The organism is Zoogloea sp. (genome assembly GCF_041911615.1).
Taxonomy (GTDB): domain Bacteria; phylum Pseudomonadota; class Gammaproteobacteria; order Burkholderiales; family Rhodocyclaceae; genus Zoogloea.
The window spans coordinates 1-20,026 of the sequence record NZ_JAYROR010000134.1 but is presented as its reverse complement, the minus strand read 5'-3'; the positions used below and the strand labels follow the sequence as shown (position 1 = coordinate 20,026).

General features: G+C 68.4%; 21 protein-coding genes. 18 read left to right on the top strand and 3 right to left on the bottom strand.

The features are described 5' to 3' along the window. Nucleotides 1–198 precede the first annotated feature (198 nt). Together ACE3P2_RS17800 and ACE3P2_RS17795 are read left to right on the top strand one after the other, a co-directional pair. Entirely contained in the window at nt 199–1,374 is a 1,176-nt protein-coding gene (locus ACE3P2_RS17800; protein WP_374266933.1) for an exo-alpha-sialidase, read from the top strand. Continuing rightward, nucleotides 1,371–1,829, top strand: a complete 459-nt coding sequence (locus ACE3P2_RS17795) for a TlpA family protein disulfide reductase (RefSeq protein WP_374266931.1) — start codon at nt 1,371–1,373, stop codon at nt 1,827–1,829. Before ACE3P2_RS17800 ends, ACE3P2_RS17795 begins: the two co-directional genes overlap by 4 nt. Nucleotides 1,830–1,846: 17 nt before the next feature. Here ACE3P2_RS17795 and ACE3P2_RS17790 read toward each other — a convergent pair whose 3' ends face one another. After that, entirely contained in the window at nt 1,847–2,767 is a 921-nt protein-coding gene (locus ACE3P2_RS17790; protein WP_374266929.1) for an alpha/beta fold hydrolase, read from the bottom strand. A 120-nt stretch (nt 2,768–2,887) separates the two neighbouring features. Between ACE3P2_RS17790 and pqqA the strand changes: the two genes are divergently transcribed. The 6 genes from pqqA (at nt 2,888) to ACE3P2_RS17760 (ending at nt 7,238) form a co-directional block, all read left to right on the top strand. Continuing rightward, nucleotides 2,888–2,962, top strand: a complete 75-nt coding sequence (gene pqqA / locus ACE3P2_RS17785; protein WP_139379539.1) for a pyrroloquinoline quinone precursor peptide PqqA — start codon at nt 2,888–2,890, stop codon at nt 2,960–2,962. A 138-nt stretch (nt 2,963–3,100) separates the two neighbouring features. Continuing rightward, on the top strand, nt 3,101–4,018 hold the full coding sequence (gene pqqB / locus ACE3P2_RS17780) for a pyrroloquinoline quinone biosynthesis protein PqqB (protein ID WP_374266927.1): 918 nt from the start codon (nt 3,101–3,103) through the stop codon (nt 4,016–4,018). Next, entirely contained in the window at nt 4,015–4,731 is a 717-nt protein-coding gene (pqqC, locus tag ACE3P2_RS17775) for a pyrroloquinoline-quinone synthase PqqC (protein WP_374266925.1), read from the top strand. The genes pqqB and pqqC overlap by 4 nt, the downstream gene beginning before the upstream one ends. 8 nt (nt 4,732–4,739) lie before the next feature. Beyond that, nucleotides 4,740–5,012, top strand: a complete 273-nt coding sequence (gene pqqD / locus ACE3P2_RS17770; protein ID WP_374266923.1) for a pyrroloquinoline quinone biosynthesis peptide chaperone PqqD — start codon at nt 4,740–4,742, stop codon at nt 5,010–5,012. Continuing rightward, a complete protein-coding gene (gene pqqE / locus ACE3P2_RS17765; RefSeq protein ID WP_374266921.1) occupies nt 5,012–6,151 on the top strand; it encodes a pyrroloquinoline quinone biosynthesis protein PqqE in 1,140 nt (379 codons plus the stop codon). The genes pqqD and pqqE overlap by 1 nt, the downstream gene beginning before the upstream one ends. A 103-nt stretch (nt 6,152–6,254) precedes the next feature. After that, nucleotides 6,255–7,238 carry a hypothetical protein gene (locus tag ACE3P2_RS17760; protein ID WP_374266919.1) on the top strand — a complete coding sequence of 328 codons (984 nt, stop codon included), beginning with the start codon at nt 6,255–6,257 and terminating at the stop codon, nt 7,236–7,238. Between the two features lie 30 nt (nt 7,239–7,268). Here the strand turns inward: ACE3P2_RS17760 and ACE3P2_RS17755 are convergent, their stop codons facing one another. Continuing rightward, nucleotides 7,269–8,084 (bottom strand): endonuclease/exonuclease/phosphatase family protein, encoded by an 816-nt coding sequence (locus tag ACE3P2_RS17755; RefSeq protein WP_374266917.1) that lies wholly within the window; start codon nt 8,082–8,084, stop codon nt 7,269–7,271. A gap of 103 nt (nt 8,085–8,187) precedes the next feature. On the opposite strand from ACE3P2_RS17755, the gene ACE3P2_RS17750 reads away from it, so the two are divergent. Both ACE3P2_RS17750 and ACE3P2_RS17745 read left to right on the top strand, forming a co-directional pair. Beyond that, nucleotides 8,188–8,661, top strand: coding sequence for a GNAT family N-acetyltransferase (locus ACE3P2_RS17750; protein ID WP_374266915.1), 474 nt, complete (start codon nt 8,188–8,190; stop codon nt 8,659–8,661). Between the two features lie 81 nt (nt 8,662–8,742). Then, on the top strand, nt 8,743–10,317 hold the full coding sequence (locus ACE3P2_RS17745; RefSeq protein ID WP_374266913.1) for a peptide chain release factor 3: 1,575 nt from the start codon (nt 8,743–8,745) through the stop codon (nt 10,315–10,317). A 191-nt stretch (nt 10,318–10,508) separates the two neighbouring features. On the opposite strand, the gene ACE3P2_RS17740 is transcribed toward ACE3P2_RS17745, so the two are convergent. Further along, nucleotides 10,509–11,309: a choice-of-anchor L domain-containing protein gene (locus ACE3P2_RS17740; protein WP_374266911.1), complete on the bottom strand. Its 801-nt coding sequence runs from the start codon at nt 11,307–11,309 to the stop codon at nt 10,509–10,511. Nucleotides 11,310–11,658: 349 nt separating this feature from the next. Here ACE3P2_RS17740 and ACE3P2_RS17735 point away from each other — a divergent pair, with 349 nt between their 5' ends. From ACE3P2_RS17735 to ACE3P2_RS17700, 8 genes are all read left to right on the top strand, one after another. Then, nucleotides 11,659–12,105, top strand: coding sequence for an SRPBCC family protein (locus ACE3P2_RS17735; protein ID WP_374266909.1), 447 nt, complete (start codon nt 11,659–11,661; stop codon nt 12,103–12,105). Nucleotides 12,106–12,184: 79 nt separating this feature from the next. Beyond that, the gene (locus ACE3P2_RS17730; protein ID WP_374266907.1) at nt 12,185–12,487 is read left to right on the top strand and encodes an antibiotic biosynthesis monooxygenase; all 303 of its coding nucleotides are present in this window, start codon (nt 12,185–12,187) and stop codon (nt 12,485–12,487) included. Nucleotides 12,488–12,631: 144 nt separating this feature from the next. Continuing rightward, on the top strand, nt 12,632–13,636 hold the full coding sequence (locus tag ACE3P2_RS17725) for a matrixin family metalloprotease (protein WP_374266905.1): 1,005 nt from the start codon (nt 12,632–12,634) through the stop codon (nt 13,634–13,636). 85 nt (nt 13,637–13,721) lie between these two features. Then, nucleotides 13,722–13,943: a DUF3079 domain-containing protein gene (locus tag ACE3P2_RS17720; protein ID WP_374266903.1), complete on the top strand. Its 222-nt coding sequence runs from the start codon at nt 13,722–13,724 to the stop codon at nt 13,941–13,943. 120 nt (nt 13,944–14,063) lie between these two features. Beyond that, on the top strand, nt 14,064–16,052 hold the full coding sequence (locus tag ACE3P2_RS17715; protein WP_374266901.1) for a TRAFs-binding domain-containing protein: 1,989 nt from the start codon (nt 14,064–14,066) through the stop codon (nt 16,050–16,052). 49 nt (nt 16,053–16,101) lie between these two features. Further along, nucleotides 16,102–16,560: a D-Ala-D-Ala carboxypeptidase family metallohydrolase gene (locus ACE3P2_RS17710; protein WP_374266899.1), complete on the top strand. Its 459-nt coding sequence runs from the start codon at nt 16,102–16,104 to the stop codon at nt 16,558–16,560. Nucleotides 16,561–16,646: 86 nt separating this feature from the next. Then, complete coding sequence (locus tag ACE3P2_RS17705) at nt 16,647–17,789, top strand: patatin-like phospholipase family protein (RefSeq protein ID WP_374266897.1); 1,143 nt, start codon at nt 16,647–16,649, stop codon at nt 17,787–17,789. A 26-nt stretch (nt 17,790–17,815) separates the two neighbouring features. Continuing rightward, nucleotides 17,816–20,026 (top strand): toll/interleukin-1 receptor domain-containing protein (locus ACE3P2_RS17700; protein WP_374266895.1); only part of this gene is annotated, 2,211 nt, incomplete at its 3' end.

Sequence of the window (20,026 nt, the reverse complement as noted above, 5' to 3'; positions counted from 1 at the left end):
TGATTTGCTAATTCACTTAACCTGACGCCGAATAGACGCGGAATTGCCGCAGCGCTACCATTTCAATTCGACCCAGCCCGGTCGACTTTGAAACGCGAATTAACACAGCCAATTGAAAACAAAATTGACGCGAGATAATCGATGACAAAAAAAGTGGCCGCCCCCGCCTCCTCGCGACGCCGCGGACCCGGTTGGGCATTGGCACTTGCCGTATGGTGCGGAATCGTCCCGACCGCCGCCCTCGCCCACGACGCCGCCCAGCACGACGCGACGACCCACGTCGTTCGCCCGGCCCGCAGCGAACTCGCCACCGCCGTCGCCTTCGGCCCCGACGGCCAGCTGTACGCGGTGAGCAAGGAGGGCGGCCACCTGCTGCTCAGCCGCAGCGCCGACGACGGGGCCAGCTGGAGCACGCCGCAGCGCGTCAACGCCGAACCCGAAGCCATCGCCGCCGACGGCGACAGCCAGCCGCGCATCGCCTTCACCCGCGGCGGCGATCTGCTGGTCAGCTGGACCCGCCCCCTGCCCCGCCCATACACCGGCGAAATCCGCCTCGCACGACGCGAGCGGGGCGCCGACGCCTTCGACGTGCCGATCACCGTGCACCGGGATCGCGCCGAGATCACTCACCGCTTCCAGAACCTCGTGGTGGACGCCGCCGACCGCGTGACGGTGCTGTGGATCGACAAGCGCGACCAGGAAGCCGCCCGGGCCCGCAAGCAGCCCTACCGCGGCGCGGCCATCTACGCGGCGGTATCCGGCGACGGCGGGCGCAGCTTCGCCCCCGAGCAGCGGGTGGCCGACTACTCCTGCGAGTGTTGTCGCATCGCCCTCACCCTCGACCGGGACGGTGCGCCGCTGGCCCTGTGGCGGCACGTCTTCGCGCCCAACGAGCGCGACCACGCGCTGGCCCGCCTGCGCCCCGATGGCACGCCCGAGACGGTGACCCGCGCCACCTTCGACCACTGGAAGGTGGACGCCTGCCCCCACCAGGGGCCATCCCTCGTCGTGGCCCCCGACGGCACCCGCCACGCGGTGTGGTTCAACCAGCGCGACGGCGAGGGCCGCGTGTTCTACGGCCGCCTCGCCCCGAACGGCGTCGACGGCCAGATGCCGGTCGGCGGCCCGCGCGCCGCCCATGCCGACATCGCCAGCGCGGCGGGCGCCCTCGCCATCGTCTGGAAGGAATTCGACGGCGAGCAGACCCGCCTGCGCGCCTTGCACTCGACCGACGGGGGACGCCACTTCACGCCGCTCGAGCTCGCCGCCAGCACCGGCAACACCGATCAACCCCGGGCCATCGTCCGCGGCGCTCGCCTGTTCGCCTTCTGGCGCCAGGCCGACGCCGGCTTCAAGCTCTACCCGCTGCCATGAAGACCCTGTTCGCCGCCATCCTGCTGGCGCTTTGCGCCGCGGCCCCGGCCGCCGACTTCACCCCGCTCGACCGCGGTGCCGCCCGCGCCCTGCTGGCCCATCGCGACACCGCGCAGCCCACCGTGGTGGCCCTGTGGGCGTCGGATTGCAGCTACTGCAAGCAGAACCTGCGCACCCTCGCCGGGCTCGCCCGAACCCATCCGCGACTGCGCATCGTCACCGTCGCCGCCGAGCGCCCGTCCGCCCTCACCCAACCCGAACTCGACAAGACCGGCGTGCCCGGCGAACGCTACGCCTACGCCGACGACGTACCCGAAGCCCTGGCCTACGCCATCGACCCCAACTGGCGCGGCGAGCTGCCGCGCACCTATCTGTTCGACGCCCGGGGCGGCGTTCAGGCCGTGTCGGGGACCCTCGACGCGGCCGGCTTTCGTACCGCCCTCAAACTGAAATGACGTCCGGCCGGCGCGGCTCAGCCCACCGGCGCAAGCGCTGACCGCCAGGCGGCGACCATCGCCGGGTGAAAGGCCTCGTGGCCGCACCCGTCGACCCACACCAGCCGGCTGCCGGGAATCGCGGCGTGGAGCCGTTCGGCATTGGCCGGCGGGCAGACCCGGTCGAGGCAGCCGTGGATCAGCGTCACCGGCACACCGGCGAGCCCGGCGCAGGCAGCGAGGAAGGCCGTTTCCTCGACGAAGCAGCCGGCGCTCAGGTAGTGCGCCTGCAGGCGGTATTTGCGCACCAACCGATCAAGGTCCGCCGCCCCCGGGGTGGTGGGCGGCGGCGACGTCGGCTCGGCCACCGCGCATTCGTAGCGCACCCAGGCGAGCGCGGCAGCCCGCGCCACCGCCGGATCGGCGTCGTGCAGGCGCACCGCAAGGGCGCTCAACACGCCAGCCGGCGCAGCGCCGTCGACGGCGTCCGCCAGCGCCCGCCACGCCGCCGGGCACACCGCCGCCAGCCCTTCGAAGAACCAGCGCACGTTGCCCCCGCCGGGCAGGAAGCTGCTGCGCACCACCACGTCCGTCACCGCCTGCCGATGCGCCGCCGCATACGCCAGCGCCAGCGTGGCGCCCCACGAGCCGCCGGTGACCCGCCAGCGGTTGATGCCCAGGCGGGTACGCAGACGCTCGATATCGGCGATCAGCTCGGCGGTGGTGTTGGCACGGGTTTCGCCCGCCGGCAGCGAACGCCCCGCACCGCGCTGATCGAAAGCCACGATGCGCTGACGCGCCGGGGCGTACAGCTCGACGAGACGCGCACTGCAGCCGCTGCCAGGCCCGCCGTGGAGCACCAGCACCGGCTCGCCGGCCGGGGCGCCGAAGCAGTCCACGTGCAACGCGTGGCCGTCGCCGACAGGCAGCAGGAAGGTTTCGAAGGGCAGGATCGGCATCGTCGCGCGGGGCTGCAAATCATGATTTTCGTGAGGCGCGAGTATGCCGTCCTTCGCAACAATCCGTCTCACGGTGCTGCCATTCCGGTGCGCCGGCAAACAGACGAATGGAGACAAAACATGACCTGGACCACCCCCCAAGCCTGCGATCTGCGTTTCGGTTTCGAAATCACCATGTACATCGCCGCCAAGTAAGCCGCGTACCCGGGCCGGCCTTTCGCCGGCCCGCAGGCGACGATGGATTCGGATTCGCGCGCCCGACCACGGCCGACGCCTCGACTGAAGCCCGCGGGCGCACGAATCGCCCCCGACGCAAGCCCGCCAGATCACATCATGAAAATCCGCGTTCTCGGTTCCGCCGCCGGCGGCGGCTTTCCCCAGTGGAACTGCAACTGCCCCAACTGCAAAGGCGTGCGCGCCGGCAGGCCGGGGTTGTCGCGTCGCACCCAGTCGTCGATCGCGGTGAGCGCCGACGGCCAGCGCTGGACGCTGGTCAACGCCTCGCCCGACCTGCTCCAGCAACTGCAGGATTTTCCCGGTAGCTGGCCCGCCGGGGGCTTGCGCGGCTGCGGCATCGAATCCGTGGTGCTGGTCGACGCCCAGATCGATCACACCACCGGGCTCTACATGCTGCGCGAGAAAGGCAGCCCGTGGCCGATCTGGACCACCGACCCGGTCTACGAAGACCTGACCCGCGGCAACCCGATCCTGCATCTGCTCGAACACTACTGCGGCGTGGCCCGCCAGCCGATTCCCCTCGACGGACGGCCGTTCCACCCGGAGGGCACCGCCACGCTCGCCTGGCACGCGATGCCGCTGCGCTCCGCCGCGCCGCCGTATTCGCCCCACCGCAACGCGCCGGTCGCCGGCGACAACGTGGGCCTGACCATCGAAGACCCGGCCACCGGCGGACGGGTGTTCTACGCCCCCGGCCTCGCCGAGGTGGACGACGCGGTGTTCGCCGCCATGAGCGCCGCCGACTGCGTGATGGTGGACGGCACCTTCTGGACCGACGACGAGATGATCGCCCTGGGCCTCTCGAAGAAACGCGCCCGCGACATCGGCCACCTGGCCCAGAGCGGCCCGGGCGGCATGATCGAACAGCTCGCCCGCCTGCCCCGCCACGTGCGCCGCATCCTCATCCACATCAACAACACCAACCCGATCCTCGACGAAAGCTCGACGGAGCGGGCCATCCTCGCCGCCGCCGGCATCGAAGTGGCTTACGACGGCATGGAGATCGAACGATGAACGCCCCTCGCCCCTGTACGCCCGAAGAGTTTGAAGCACAGCTGCGCGACAAGGGCGCGGCGTACCACATCCACCACCCCTTCAACGTGATGCTCAACACCGGCAAGGCCAGCCGCGAGCAGATCCAGGGCTGGGTGGCCAACCGCTTCTACTACCAGATCATCATTCCCCAGAAGGACGCGGCGGTGATGTCCAACTGCCCGGACCGCGAGGTACGGCGCGAATGGATCCAGCGCATCCTCGACCACGACGGCCACGGCAGTGATGCGGGCGGCATCGAGGCGTGGATTCGCCTCGGCGAAGCCGTCGGCCTTTCCCGCGAGGAAATCGTCGACCAGCGCCACGTGATTCCCGCGGTGCGCTTCGCCTGCGACGCCTACCTCAACTTCTGCCGCCAGCGCCCGTGGCAGGAATCGGTGTGTTCCAGCCTCACCGAGCTGTTCGCCCCGACCATCCACAAGCAGCGCCTCGCCAACTGGCCGGAGCACTACCCGTGGATCGAATCGGAGGGCCTGCAGTATTTCCGCAACCGCGTCACCCAGGCCCGCCGCGACGTGGAGCAAGGGCTGGCGATCACCCTCGCCTACTTCGAGACCCGCGCCGCGCAGGAGAAAGCGCTGGATATCCTCAAGTTCAAGCTCGACATCCTGTGGTCGATGAACGATGCCATGGCCCTGCGCTACGGCCTCGAAGGCGGCGTCAAGCCGTTCTAGGAGCGATCATGGACGTCCCCCCCCGCCCCGCCATCCACCGCCTGTACCGCTTCCAGTGGGAACCGGCGCAGCAGGCCCACGTGCTGCTCTACCCCGAAGGCATGGTCAAGCTCAACCAGAGCGCCGGCGAAATCCTCAAGCGCTGCGACGGCACGCATAGCGTGGCCGAGATCGTGGCCGACCTGGAAGCCACCTTCAACGCCAGCGGCCTCACCGCCGACGTGGAGACTTTCCTGACGATGGCCGAAGCCCAGAACTGGATCGTCTGGAACCCCGCGTGATGGAAACCCTGCTCGTCCCCCCAGCCGCCACCGCACGCCCCGGCCCGCTCTGGCTGCTGGCCGAAGTCACCTACCGCTGCCCGCTGCACTGCAGCTTCTGCTACAACCCGGTGGATTTCGCCCAGACGGGGCCGGAACTTTCGACCGACGACTGGCTGTCGGTGATCCGCCAGGCCCGTGCGATGGGCGCGGCGCAGTTCGGCATCTCGGGCGGCGAGCCGCTCGTGCGGGACGACATCGAGATCATGGTGGCCGAGGCCCGCAAGCTCGGCTTCTACACCAACCTCATCACCTCCGGCGTGGGCCTTACCGAGGCACGCCTCGCCGCGCTCAAGGAAGCCGGGCTCGACCACATCCAGCTCTCCTTCCAGGACGCCACCCGCGAGGCCAACGACCTCATCACCCACACGCGCACCTTCGACCTCAAGCGCCAGGTGGCCGACCTCACCAAGGCTGCCGGCTACCCCACGGTGATCAACTGCGTGCTCCACCGGGGCAACATCGACCACCTGGACCGCATCATCGAGATGGCCGCCGAGATCGGCGCCGAGTTCCTCGAGCTCGCCAACACCCAGTACCACGGCTGGGCCTTCCTCAACCGCGCCGCGCTGATGCCCACCGCCGCCCAGCTGGCCACGGCCGAGGCAACGACCGCGCGCTGGCGCGAGAAGCTCGGCAAGCGAATGCGCATCCTGTTCGTGACGCCGGACTACCAGTCCGAAAAACCCAAGAAGTGCATGAACGGCTGGGGCGAAGTCTTCCTCGCCGTCACGCCCGATGGCCTCGCCCTGCCCTGCCACACCGCGCGGATGCTGCCGGGGCTCGAGTTCCCGGACGTGCGCGCGCACAGCATCGAATGGATCTGGCGCGACTCACCGCTCTTCAACCGTTACCGGGGCACCGCCTGGCTGCCCGAAACCTGCCAGAGCTGCGACGACAAGGACAAGGACCACGGCGGCTGCCGCTGCCAGGCCTTCATGCTCACCGGCAACCCGGACGCCACCGACCCGGTGTGCCCCAAGTCGCCGGATCACCACCTCGTCACCGCCGCGCTGGCCGAGGCCGAACGACCGGGCATCACCCGGCCGCTGGTGTTTCGCGACCCGAAGGCATCGCGCCGCCTGAATCGGCCTTTCTGACCCCCGCGACGGCGCCAAAATGTCGGCGTCTATAACTTTTGGCGGATGCGCAAATCGGGGGCTGTAAATACAATCAGGTCCAGAGAATAACAAGACCTGCGCCATGAAACGCTCCCGGTTTCTCCTCGCCCTCGGCCTTCTCGCCTGCGGGTGCGTCGGAGACGGCATCGGCACCGCAGCCGCAAGCAAGGCCCCATCGCTCGCCATCGCCCCGGCCAACATGGGCGCCGTCGCCGCTATGGGTACCACCCTGGTGTCGATGAACCTGCCGTTCCACTCGGGTGGCGAGGCACCGCCCAGCCTCCCCGGCGGCACCCCTGCCAACCTCACCGGGCTCAGCCTCGCGCTGTTCACCCGTCTGCTCGGCGACGGTCACCCCGGCCCCGGCCTGCCGGCCCGCTTTTCCCGGCACTGCGCAAACGGGGGCACGTTGCGGTTCGACATCCAACGCCGACAGTCCGCCCCCCGCCCGCTGCAGGCCGGCGAGCGGCTCGTCGTGCGCCTCGACGGCTGCGACGAATTCGGCACCGCCATGGACGGCACCGTCACCTACCGCCTCGAACGCTACCGGGGCGATCTCAACGACACCGGCCGCGCCCGCCTGCGGCTCGATTACCACGGACTCGGATTCGCCACGCTCGCCGGCCGCACGCGCGTCGACGGACGCGCCCGGGCCTACATCGACACCGCCGCCAGCACCACCCGGGTCGACTTCCGCGCCGAACGGCTCGATTACCGCGTCGAGCGCCGCGACAGCGTGGGCCGGCTCAAGATTTCGCGCCAGCGCCTGCGCTTCACCATCGACCACGAAGCCAGCACGGTCACCACGCTCGCCAACGACGCGCACTTCCGCTTTCCGGCCCTCGCGGGTCGCCTCAGCGTCAGCACGCCGCGCGCCCTGATCGCCAGTGCGGATGGCGCCATCCGCGCCGGCACCGTCGCGCTGCGAGGGGCACGCAGCACGCTCTACCTCAGCTACCCGGAACCCAGCGTCATCCGCCTCGACCTCGACTGCGGCAACAACGGCACCATCGACGCCAGCCACAGCGCCAGTCCGACCGAGCTCGAAGCGCGTCCCTGGCGGTAGCGCCAGCCCCGGCGGGCACGCCGCCGCCGTTCAGAGCACCTCGAGATACAGGGACGCGTGGTCCGACACCTCGTTGAGAAACGTCGCCTGCGCCGGACCGTTCAGCTCCGGCCAGCCATGCACCAGCACCTGCGGCGCATCCGGCTCGGTGCCGAAGCGGCGCAAGCTCAGCGTTGCCGTCGCCACCGCGTGATCCAGGTTGGCTTCGCCCGCCGAGCCTTTCCAGGTCGTCGGCCGATCCTTGCTCAGCAGCACCATGCCCGCGCCTTCGGCCGCCTCCGCCAGCGCCGCCACCTCGGTGGGCGCATCGACCCGCAGGAACTTCTTCGCGGGCCGCGGGAACATCAGCCCCATCGTGTTCAGATCGCCCATCACCACCAGCCGCGACATGCCATCGCCGCCCAGGTGACGGTCCAGCGCCGCCTTCAGGCTCCAGGTCTTGCCGAACATCTCCGCCCGGTTGCCGAAGGCCGGCGCGTCGGTGCCGCTATCGGTGTGGAGGAACAGCAGGTTGTACCAGACGCCGCTCTGGCGCACGCTCAGCAGCGCTCCCGGACGCAGCCGGTCGTTGCCCACGTCGAACTCGCGCTTCTGCGAGAAGACCGCCTGGTCGAAGGCATCGCGGCGCCAGCCCACCAGGATCTCCTGCACCTGCGGACCATCGGTCAGCGCAAAATCGTAGCCGGGGAACTCCTGCTCCATCAGCGTGCGCACGTTAACGTTCTCGATTTCGAGCAGGGCGAACACGTCCGGCTTGTGCCGCTTGATGTGGACCGCCACCCGCTTGAGGCGCACCACGCCGCCTTTGAAATGCTCGATGTTCCACGACAAAACCGAAAACTTCATCTCAACTCAACCCTTTGGTCTGCACTCGCGAACGGATGCCCGCGACATGAAGCCGCAACATGGCTGAAATAAAGCGCGGATTCAATAGCGCCGCGCATTCTATTTGCCCATTGGGAGAACAATCATCGCCGACAGCCTCGCCATCGCGCTTCTCGACGCCGCCGACACGGCCACCCGCAGCGCCGCCGCCGACATTCTGGTCCAGGCCTTCGCCGACCCCGAACGCTACGGCCATGCCCGCATCGTCGAGCAGCTCACGCCTGCGCCGGCGCCCTTCTACCGTCACTTCTTCATCGCCCGCGTGGGCGGCGTCGTGGTTGGCGTGGGCGGCATTAAGGCTGCCGACTGGGCCAGCGACACCCATATCCTTTACCTTTCGGCGGTGGCCGAGCACGCCCGCGGCCAAGGCATCGCCCGCGCCTTCATCGATTACCGCATCGCCTGGGCGATGGAGAATTTCGAGCACGGCCGCCTGCTCGTCTCCACCGCGCGCACCCGGCGCTTCGCGCGGCTGGGCTTCAAGCTGGTGGGCAAGCGCGAAGCCGCGGGCCGCCGTCTGATGATCCACGAGTTCTGATCGCGCCCACCGCAAGAAGCTGCGGCCGGATTGCAAGGCCTTGTATAATCGCGGGCTTTTCCGCTTTTTTGGCACCGCACCATGTCCGCAGCCGTCCAGCAAATCGCCCGCCGCCGCACCTTCGCGATCATCTCCCACCCCGACGCGGGCAAGACCACGCTCACCGAGAAGCTGCTGTGGTTCGGCGGCGCGATCCAGGTGGCCGGCGAGATCCGTGCCCGCAAGGCCGCGCGCCACGCCACGTCCGACTGGATGGAGCTGGAAAAGCAGCGGGGCATCTCGGTCACCTCGTCGGTGATGCAGTTCCCCTACCGCGACTGCGTCATCAACCTGCTCGACACCCCGGGCCACGAAGACTTCTCGGAAGACACCTACCGCACGCTCACCGCCGTGGACTCGGCGGTCATGGTCATCGACTCGGTGAACGGCGTCGAAGCCCAGACCATCAAGCTGCTCAACGTGTGCCGACTGCGCGCCACGCCGATCGTCACGTTCATCAACAAGCTCGACCGCGAAGGCCGCGAGCCCATCGAGCTGCTCGATGAAATCGAATCGGTTCTGGGCATGCAGTGTGCCCCGATGACCTGGCCGATCGGCATGGGCAAGCGCTTCCGCGGCGTCTATCACCTCTACACCGACACCATCCAGTTCTTCGACCCGCAGGCCGAAAAGGGTACCTCGGAGATCATCCAGGGCATCGACAACCCGCGCCTGGACGAAGTGATCGGCGCGCAGGCCGACGAATTGCGGATGGATGTCGAACTGGTGCGCGGCGCCTCCCACACCTTCAACCGCGAGGCCTACCTCGAGGGCAAGCAGTGCCCGGTGTTCTTCGGCTCGGCGGTGAATAACTTCGGCGTGCAGAGCCTGCTGGACGCGGTGGTCGACCTCTCGCCCGCGCCGCTGGCCCGCCCCACCAAGACGCGCATGGTCGAGCCCATCGAGCCCAAGTTCTCGGGCTTCGTGTTCAAGATTCAGGCCAACATGGACCCGAAACACCGCGACCGCATCGCCTTCATCCGCGTCTGCGCCGGCCGCTTCGAGCGCGGCGGCAAGCTCAAGCAGGTGAGCACCGGCAAGAGCCTCGCCATCAACAACGCCATCACCTTCATGGCGCAGGACCGCAACACCACCGACGAAGCCTGGGCCGGCGACATCATCGGCATTCCCAACCACGGCACCATCCACCTGGGCGACACCTTCACCGAAGGCGAAGACCTGCAGTTCACCGGCATCCCGAGCTTCGCGCCCGAGCACTTCCGCCGCGCCCAGATCAAGAACCCGCTCAAGATGAAGCAGCTGCAGAAGGGCCTCGAGCAGCTCGCACAAGAGGGCGCCACCCAGCTGTTCAGCCCCACCACCACCAACGAACTGATCCTTGGCGCCGTGGGCACCCTGCAGTTCGACGTGGTGGCCCACCGGCTGGAATTCGAATACGGCGTGGATGTGATGTTCGAATCCTGCAGCTACGCCACCGCCCGCTGGCTGCGCGGCTCCGACACCGACCTGAAAGCCCTCGCCGACAAATCCCCCGCCAACATGGCGCTGGACGGCAACGGCGATTACGTCTACCTCGCCCCCAACCGGGTCAATCTGCAAATGGCTCAAGAGCGCTTCCCGGACATCAAGTTCCTGGAAACCCGCGAGATCTACTAGACCAATTCGGCCATTCCGGACAGCGAACCCGCTACCGCACGTTCGTCTGATCCGGACCGCCGGCGCACATCACGCTCAAAAAGACAGGCCCCCGAAAATCGGGGGCCTGTCTTTTTGCGCACGATCACGGATCGGAATCGGGCTATTACAGCATCGCAACAATCTGTCGGCCGTTACCGCAACACGAAAGCTCAGACACGCTTGCGTCGGCGCGCAGCAATTGCGCTGGCCAATCCCAAGCCCGTCAGTGCCAGCGATGCCGGTTCTGCAACCGTACTGGTATCCGTACCGGAAAAAGACCCGGCCTGGACGAAGACGCCGGAATCGTAAAATGAATCGCCCATATCCTCAATTCGGAACTCGAAACTGTGGAGGCCTGCGCTGACGTCTGCTTCGGCGACGAGCACTTTCGTCAGACCATCGTATTGAATGTCCAAATTGAGGCTGGGACAAGACGACGAAGCTGCAGAATTATTGCGGTAATAGGCCGAGTTCGAACCACAATTCACGTTATTGATTGCCACCGTCGTGTTCGTTCCCGGAATCAAGGCGATGTTGTTGCCATCCAGAAAGAGCTGGAATTGGTCATTATAGGACGACCCTACATATTCGTTGTATTCCTCCGAGCCAAAAACATAGGAGAAAAACAACTTGCCGGTCGTCGACGTGAAGTCGAACCTCAACGCAGCAAAGCTATAACCCGAGTTGTCCGAACAGTTGGTTTGAGTGTTCGGACCCTGCACGCACCCCAGCGTCCCGGTCGTCATCACGATGCCCGAATCAAACCCCACTGTGCTGGCGCCATTGGTGAAAGTCCCAACTTGAGCACCGTTGCTCCAGAAAACGGCATTGCTGATGCTGACACCCGGTCCGACAATTGCATTAGCCAGCGCCGTCGCATCGCTAATGGGGCCGGAAACGAGGGGCGTCGCGTACGCGGCGTTAGCAAACAATGCCACGGCCGCGGCCATTGCGGCTTTATTGATTTTCATCAAATTCTCCGTCGCTAACAAAACAAGACACTGATTTGAAACATTTTGTTTCGAACAGAAAATAGCAAAATTTGTGCTGGAAATTTTTTTGAGTAAATTCAATTAACTATAAAAAAACTCAGCCAGCCGGATCGCATTTTGTAAAATTTCTCGACAAATTTGGCCGTCGATCGCTTTGCGAGTGACGGAATGCCCAGCTGCGTTCGCGACGCGACGTAGAGGGCCTTGCTGAAAAATGACTTTTACAGGATCACCCCGGACGCCACACCGACCCGCCGCCGAAACCGCCGAGTCTCATTCGTCGCAGGTTCAGCGGGACATCCGCTTCACAGTGCCTAGGAAATCGATCATGACGACCCATCAGGTCCAGCTCCACCGCGTCATCCGCAGCACGCCGGCCCGCGTCTATCGTGCTTTTCTCGACCCGGCGGCCTGGGCGAAGTGGTTGCCGCCCCACGGCTTCACCGGCACCGTGCATCTGCTCGAGCCCCAGGTGGGTGGGCGCTACCGGATGTCCTTCACCAACCTCGGCAGCGGGCACAGCCATAGCTTCGGCGGCGAATACCTCGAACTCGTGCCCGAGCGCACGCTGCGCTATACCGCCGCCTTCGACGACCCGAACCTGCCCGGCACGATGCAGACCACGGTGCAGATCAGGCCGGTTTCCTGCGGCGTCGAGCTGTCCATCGTCCAGGAGGGCATCCCGGCCCTGATTCCGCCGGAAGCCTGCTATCTCGGCTGGCAGGAATCGCTGCAACTGCTCGTCCAGCTCGTCGAGCCCGACATCCCCGCGTAATCCCACGGGGCGCACCAACGCTTTGCCCCCCGCGCCCTGGCGCCGCTATGCTGGATCATCATTCCTCAGGAGCGTCGCCATGGTCCTCACCGTTTTCCGCGCCCGCCTCAAGGACGAAGGCCGGGACGCCTACTTCGCCCTCGCCCCCAAGATGGGCGAGTTGGCCCGTTCGATGCCGGGCTACAAGTCCCACAAGGTGTTCGTGGCCGAAGACGGCGAGCGGGTCACCCTCGTGGAGTTCGAGGACACGGCCAGCCAGCAGGCCTGGTCGCAACACATCGACCATCTCGCCGCCAAGCGGGAAGGCCGCCAGTCGTTCTACGCCGAATACCACCTGCAGATCTGCGAGGTGGTGCGCGAATCCCACTTCACGGCCCCGTGACGGCGTGGCGCGCGGGCAGCGCGCCCGGCGACGCAGATTGTCACACGCGCCAGCCCGGCGGCTGCTAGGTTGAAAGCAGGCGTCACCGGGGTGGTCACCGCCTCGGGCGCCGTCATGGCCCCACACCATCACCGAAAGCCCGTCATGTCCGCCAACACATCGCGCGCGTGCATTCGCCACCTTGCCACGACGCTGGTCTGCGCCGCCCTGCTCGGCCTGGCTGGTGCCCCTGGGCCAGCCCGCGCGTTTGCGCTGCTCGGCGGCGTCGGCCTCGACGACACCGCCCGCTGGGATCTGAAGGCCGTCAACGGCCGAGGACTCGAAGGCGGCCTGCAGTGGAGCAGCGAGGACGCGCTGTTCAAGTCGCTCGTCTTTGCCGAGCGGGACGCCACCCAGGCCAGACTCGGCGAGGCCATCTCCCGCGCTTTCGATGTCTGGCAACAGGCGGCCAAGGCCGACGCGGCGATCTACGACGTCCGCTTCGCTCAGGGTGGCGGCGCCGTCGAGGCCTTTCCCAGCGACGGCTCGCCCGCCGACCCGAAGAAGCCCACCCAGGGAGCCGAGATCAGCCTCTTCGCCCGCGCCGCGGACGCCAAGATCGTCCTCGGCGACGGCGTCGCGCGCGACGTGTTCACCCGCGACAGCGATGGCACACGGGAAATCGGCCACACCTGGATCGTCACCCAGGCAGGCCGCAAACCCGTCAGCACCGCCACCGCCAAGCCCCACAACGTGGGCGACACGATTCTCGACGCCGACATCTACCTCAACACCGCCACCACCTGGACCCTCGACCCCAAGGCCAACCCCGGCGCCCAGGACCTCCAGGCCCTGCTGATCCACGAGATCGGCCACGCCCTCGGGCTCGCCCACCCCGACGAGGACCGCTTCTTCGACACCAACGGCAACCCCAACGACCTCATGGCGATCTTCGCCAGCGCACCCGAGAAGACCGCCGGTCTCGCGCTGCGGGCCCACCCCGCCGCCAACGCCTTCACCCCGCCCGCCGCGATGATCGCCGACGCCCAGGTCCGCGCCCTGGCCAACGACGACCTCAGCGGCCTGCGCTACCTCTACCCCGTGCCCGAACCCCACGCCCTGCTGCTGGCGCTCAGCGGCCTCGCCGCGCTCCGCTGGCGCCGCCCTTGACCCCGGGCAAGGCGCCCGCCCGCGGTCGCGCTAGCATGGGGCCATCAAGCCGGCCACCCCGAGCCGGCCCACGCGAGCCCCGAGCATGAGCAAGAAATTCCCGATCCATCCCAAGAACCCCGAACGCATCTGCTGGGGCTGCGACAAGTACTGCCCGAAGGATTCGCTGGCCTGCGGCAACGGTTCGGGCCGCACCCTGCACCCGATGGAACTCATGGGCGACGACTGGCACCTCACCGGCGACTGGGGCTTCGACCTCGACGACGACGCCACCGCCATCCAGCCCGGCCCCCCGGACAAGCCCTGAGCCGCCGGCCACGCCGAAAGCCGCGTCGGCGCGTCATCGCGTCTGGCAGAGCCCGCTGCCGCGATCTAAGATAGATCAATCGATCCGGATAAACCGCCGTGCAGCCCGAGGGGGCCCGCCATGAAACTCCACGCCTTCGTCGCGATGCCCTTCGGCACCAAGCCCGACACCTACGGCAACCCCGCCCACTTCGACGCGATCTACGCCCAGCTCATCAAGCCCGCCATCGAACACGCCGGCCTCGACGTCATCCGCGCCGACGAGGAAAAGGCGGGCGGCGACATCCTCGAAGACATGTTCCAGGAACTGCTGATCGCCGATCTGGTGCTGGTCGACCTCACCGCCGACAACCCCAACGTCTGGTACGAACTCGGCGTGCGCCACGCCCTGCGCCGCAGCGGCGTCGTGCTCGTGAATGCCCCCCGCGCCAACAAGCCCTTCGATAATTACACCAGCCGCAAATACACCTACACCCTCAAGGACGGCGCGCCCGACCCCGCCACCCTCGACGCCGACATCCGCGCCATCGCCGAGATGATCCGCGCCACCCTCGACAGCGGGCTGGAGAAGCCGATCAGCCCGGTCTATTCGATGCTTCCCAACCTCGCCGAGCCCGACTGGAAAACCCTGCGCATCGGCAGCGTCAAGGCGTTCTGGACCCGCTACGAAGCCTGGGCCGCGCTGATCGAACGCGCCCGCCGCGCGGAGCGGCCGGAAGACATCCTGGTGCTCGCCGACGAGGCGCCCGTCGTCGCGCTGCGCGTCGAGGCCCGCCTCAAGGCCGGCAAGGCGCTGCTGGCCGGTCAGCACTACCACTTCGCCCTCGAGCAGTTCGACGCAGCCCTCGCCGCCGACCCCGCCAACCTCGAAGCCGCCCGCCAGCGCGGCCTGTGCCTGCAGCGCCTGGGTCGGCTCGACGACGCCCGCGGCGCCTACGAGCAGATCCTCGCCGAGCACCCCAAGGACGTGGAAACCTGGTCGCTCCTCGGCCGCCTCGACAAGGACGCCTGGGTCGCCGCGTGGAACCGTCCGGGCGCCACGCCCCGGCAGATGCGCGAAGACGCCGCCTGGAACGATGCCCTCCTCCTCAAGGCCATCGACAGCTACGCCACCGCCTTCGCCGCCAATCCCGCCCACTACTACTCCGGCATCAACGCCGTCACGCTGCTGCGCCTCTACGCCGACCTGGTCGGCCGGCCCACCGCCTACGACACCCAGTTCGACTGCATGGCCGGCGGCACCGGCTGGGCCGCCCGCTGCGTCAAGGACGACCCCCGCGACGGCTACTGGGCCCGCGCCACCCTGGGCGACCTGCGGGTCCTCCTCGGCAAGCCCGACGAAGTCGGTGAAGCCTATCGATTCGCCATCGCCCTGGCCGACAACAACTGGTTCAACCTCGACTCCACCCTCGGTCAGCTGCGCCTGCTCGCCGCCATCGGTCACGCCGCCGACAACGTCGCCGCCGGCATCGCCACCTTCGAGCGGGTGCTGAGCCGCCTGCGCCCACCCGAAAAACACTGGCAACCCGACAAGGTCTTTCTGTTCTCGGGCCACATGGTCGACGCCCCCGACCGCAAGTCGCCGCGCTTCCCCGCCGACAAGGAGCCCATCGCCGCCGCCGCCATCGGCGCCACCCTCGACGAGCAGGGCGCCGGCGGCAACGACCTCGCCCTCACCCAGGGTGCCTCCGGCGGCGACCTCCTGTTCGCCGAAGCGGCCATCGCCCGCGGGATGCGCGTGCAACTCCTGCTGCCCCTGCCCGAACCCCAGTTCATCACCGAATCCATCCTCCCCGCCAGCAATGGCGAAGCGTGGCGCAAGCGCTACTACCAACTGCGCGGCAACCCTCTGTGCCTGCCGCCGCGTGTCATGCCCGACTGCCTCGGCCCCCTGCCCAAGGACGGCCACGGCAAGGAGACGAGTCCCTTCGAACGCTGCAACCAGTGGCTCCTCAACAGCGCCCTGGCCCTGGGCATCAGCCGTACCCGCTTCATCTGCCTGTGGAACGGCAGCGGCGGCGACGGCCCCGGCGGCACCGCCCACATGATGGACGAAGTCCAGCAACGCACCGGCCAGGTCACCTGGCTGGACACGCGAAAACTCTGGTAGGCGCCGCACCCCGATCGAATCCGCTTCCCCCAACCCGCAGGAGAGGATCATGGTCAAGAAACTGTCGGAGCATTTCACGCTGGAAGAACTGTTGTTCAGCCAGACCGCCACGCGCAAGAAGATCGACAACACCCCCACACCCGAGATCCTCGCCAACCTCGCCCGCCTGGCCGGCGTGCTCGAGGTCGTGCGCGCCGAACTGGGCAACGTCGCCATCCACGTGAGCAGCGGCTACCGCAGCCCGGCCCTCAACAAGGCGATCGGCGGCGCCAAGCACAGCAGGCACATGCGGGGCCTGGCCGTCGACTTCACCGCGCCGGCCTTTGGAACGGTGCTCCAGACGGCCCGCAAGATCGCCAGCCTCGACCTCGGCTACGACCAGATCATCCATGAGTTCGGGCGGTGGGTGCACCTCGGCCTCGCCGAGCCCGGCGCCAAACCCCAGGGAGAACTGCTCTCCTACTTCGGTGGCGACTATCTGAAAGGGCTCATCTCCAAGCCCGCCTGACCCGCCCTGATTCGTGCGGCGAGCCCCCGCACGCGCCGCACCTTTGCCTCTGTGCCCCCGCTCGCCTTTCCCCGGAAGGAACCGCCATGACCACCGCCCTCGAACGCATTCGTAAAGCCGGCCCGAAGAAGATCCTCGCCTGCGACGGCGGAGGCATCCTCGGCCTGATGAGCGTCGAAATCCTCGCCAAGCTCGAGTCCGACCTGCGCACCGCACTCAAGCGGCCCGACCTGCTGCTGGGCGACTACTTCGACTTCGTCTGCGGCACCAGCACCGGCGCGATCATCGCCGCCTGCATCGCCGCCGGCATGGGCACCGACCAGATTCGCCGCTTCTACGTGGAGGGCGGCACCCAGATGTTCGACAAGGCCTCGCTGCTCAAGCGCCTTCGCTACGAATACAACCGCGAACCCCTCGCCGAAAAGCTCAAGGCCGAGTTCGCCGCCGCGCTCGGCGACGACGTCACCCTCGGCAGCCCGGCCCTGCGCTCGGTGCTGATGATGGTGATGCGAAACGCCACCACCGACTCCCCGTGGCCCGTCAGCAACAACCCGTTCGCCAAGTACAACCAGGGCGGCCGCGCCGACTGCAACCTCAAGCTGCCCCTGTGGCAGCTGGTGCGCGCCAGCACTGCCGCGCCCACCTACTTCCCGCCCGAAGTCGTCACCCTCGGCGAAGGCGAGCACTGCTACGACTTCGTCTTCGTGGACGGCGGCGTCACCACCTACAACAACGCCGCCTTCCTCGCCTTCGAAATGGCCACCGCCGCGCCCTACGCCATGAACTGGGCCACCGGCACCGACAAGATGCTGATCGTCTCGGTGGGCACCGGCAGCGTGCCCGCCGCCCGCCCCGGCCTCAAACCCGAGGACATGTGGCTGCTCGACGCCGCCAAGACGGTTCCCGGCGCCCTCATGAACGCCGCCGCCACCGGCTGGGACATGGCCTGCCGGGTGATCGGCGAATGCCGCTTCGGCCGCCCCATCGACCGGGAAGTCGGCGACCTCCTGGGCCCCGCCAGTTCCACCGTGCCCAAGCAGTTCGCCTACGTGCGCTACGACCCCGACGTGAGCCAGCCCGCGCTCGACGCCCTCGGGCTCGCCGACATCAAATCGGCCGATGTGCAGACCCTCGACTCCGTCGCCCACATCCGGGACATCCAGCGCGTCGGCGTCGCCTTCGCCAACCGCTACCTCGACACCGCCACGCACCTGCGCGGCTTCGTCTGACCCGGTCGCCGCCCACCCGGCCCGCCATGGCCGCATCCAGCCAAGCCTCCGCGTCCGGCAGCCCTGTCGCGGCGGCACCTCCCACGTCGCCGCGGGCCGACCGGCGGCGTCCCCCGCGTCGCAGCCGCGGCTTCGCCACCTACCTCTTCGGCTACGACATCTTCATCTCCTTCGCCCTCGGCCACCTGCCCCGGGGCACCCAGTCCTACGCCTCCGACCTCGCCCGCCAGCTGCGCGAGCGGGATTTCGCGGTGTTCTACAGCGAAGACGAAGCCACCCCCGGCGGCAAGCTCGACAGCACCCTGCGCAAGGCCCTGCTCGCCGCCAAGGTGCTCGTCGTGATCGCCAACCGCGGCATGCTCGAAGACCCCCGCTGGGTCCGTGTCGAAGTGGAAGAATTCCGCTCCGCCCGCCCCAACCGCCCGATCGTGCCGATCAGCATCGACGGCGCCCTTGGCGACGCCGCGGTGCTCGACGCCATCCGCCCCTGGCTCGACCCCCACGACACCATCTGGCTCGACGAGACCCAGGAGGCCGTCGAACACGGCATCGTCAGCCGCGACGTCGTCACCCGCCTCGCCCTCACCCCGACCCACGTGCGCACCGGCCAATGGTGGCGCGCCACCGTCTTCGGCGTCGTGCTGAGCCTGGCGATCCTCAGCCTGTGGGCGCTCACCTCCGAGCAGGCCGCCATCCGCAGCGCCGCCGAAGCCGAACAATCCGCCACCCGCGCCCGCCAGTCCGCCGCCGAGGCCGAAGCCGCCAAGGCCCGCGCCCTGGGCGAGATGCGCGCCGCCACCGGCCTGCGCCTGCGCGCCGAATCGTCGGCCATGCTGGCGCGCCTGCGCCCCGGGCCGGACGAGCGCGCCCTGCTGCAACTGCTCGCCGCCCAGCACCTCGCCGCCCCCGGCCGCCCCCTCGATCCCCAGGCCGAAGGCGATCTGCTCGCCGGCCTGCGCGCCAAGCAACACCTCGTACGCATCATCGGCGGCAACAAGGCCCTGCTCGGCATGGCCCTCAGCCCCGGCGGCGAACGGGTGGTCACCATCGTCGACGACAAGACCCTGCAGATGTGGAACACCCGCAGCGGCCAGCGCCTCGGCGAGCCCCAGGACATCCACGACAGCACCGTGCGCAGCGTCGCCTTCAGCCCCGACGGCACCCTGCTCGTGTCGGCCAGCAACGACCGCAGCCTGCTGCTGTGGTACGCCGGCGCCGACACCCTCACCCCCGCGTACGCCCTGCCGCTGATCGGCCACACCGACGACGTGCGCGCCGCCGCCTTCAGCCCCGACGGCAAGCTCATCGCCTCGGGCGGCAACGACACCACCGCCCGGCTGTGGGACGTGCGCACCAGCAGCCCGGTCGGCGCCCCCCTGCGGGGCCACACCGAAACGGTGATCGCCGTCGCCTTCAGCCCCGACGGGCGCCGTCTCGTCACCGCCAGCTACGACCGCAGCCTGCGCCTGTGGCGCGTTCCCGACGGCCGCCCGATCGGGCGCCCCCTCCTCGGCCACACCGATTCCGTGCGCTGCGTCGCCTTCAGCCCCGACGGCCGCCAGATCGTCTCCGGCGCCTGGGACAACACCCTGATCCGCTGGAACGCCACCACCGGCCAACCCATCGGCAAACCCCTGCGCGGCCACACCGGCCTGGTGCGCAGCGTCGCCTACAGCGCCGACGGACGCCAGATCGTCTCCAGCAGCGACGACGGCAGCCTGCGCCTGTGGAGCGCCCGCAGCGGCGCCCCGCTCGCCGCGCCGCTCTACGGCCACGGCAAGGACGTCACCGCCGCCCGCTTCACCGGCGACGACGGCGAGCGCATCGTCTCCACCGGCCTCGACGGCAGCCTGCGCCTGTGGAATCCACGCAGCGCCTCGCCCGTCGGCGCCCCCCAGCGCAGTGCAGCGCACCTGGGCGCCAGCCTTGCCATCAGCCCCGACGGCAAGCGCATGGCCGGCACCGGCGAAGACCTGCGCCTGCACCTGTGGCCGGTGGCCGGCGGCAGTGCCACCCGCGCCGCCCGACAGCCCGGCGCCTTCGCCCTGCCCTGGTGGCTGGCGCCGGTGGTGACGCTCGAATTCAGCCCCGACGGCGAGCGCCTCGCCGCCGGCACCTACGACGGCCGCCTGCTGATCCTCGACGCCCGCAGCGGCGCCGCCCTGCGCGCCCCGATCGCCGCCCACGACACCCCGATCTCCGCGCTTGCCTGGAGCGCCGACGGCACCCGCCTCGCC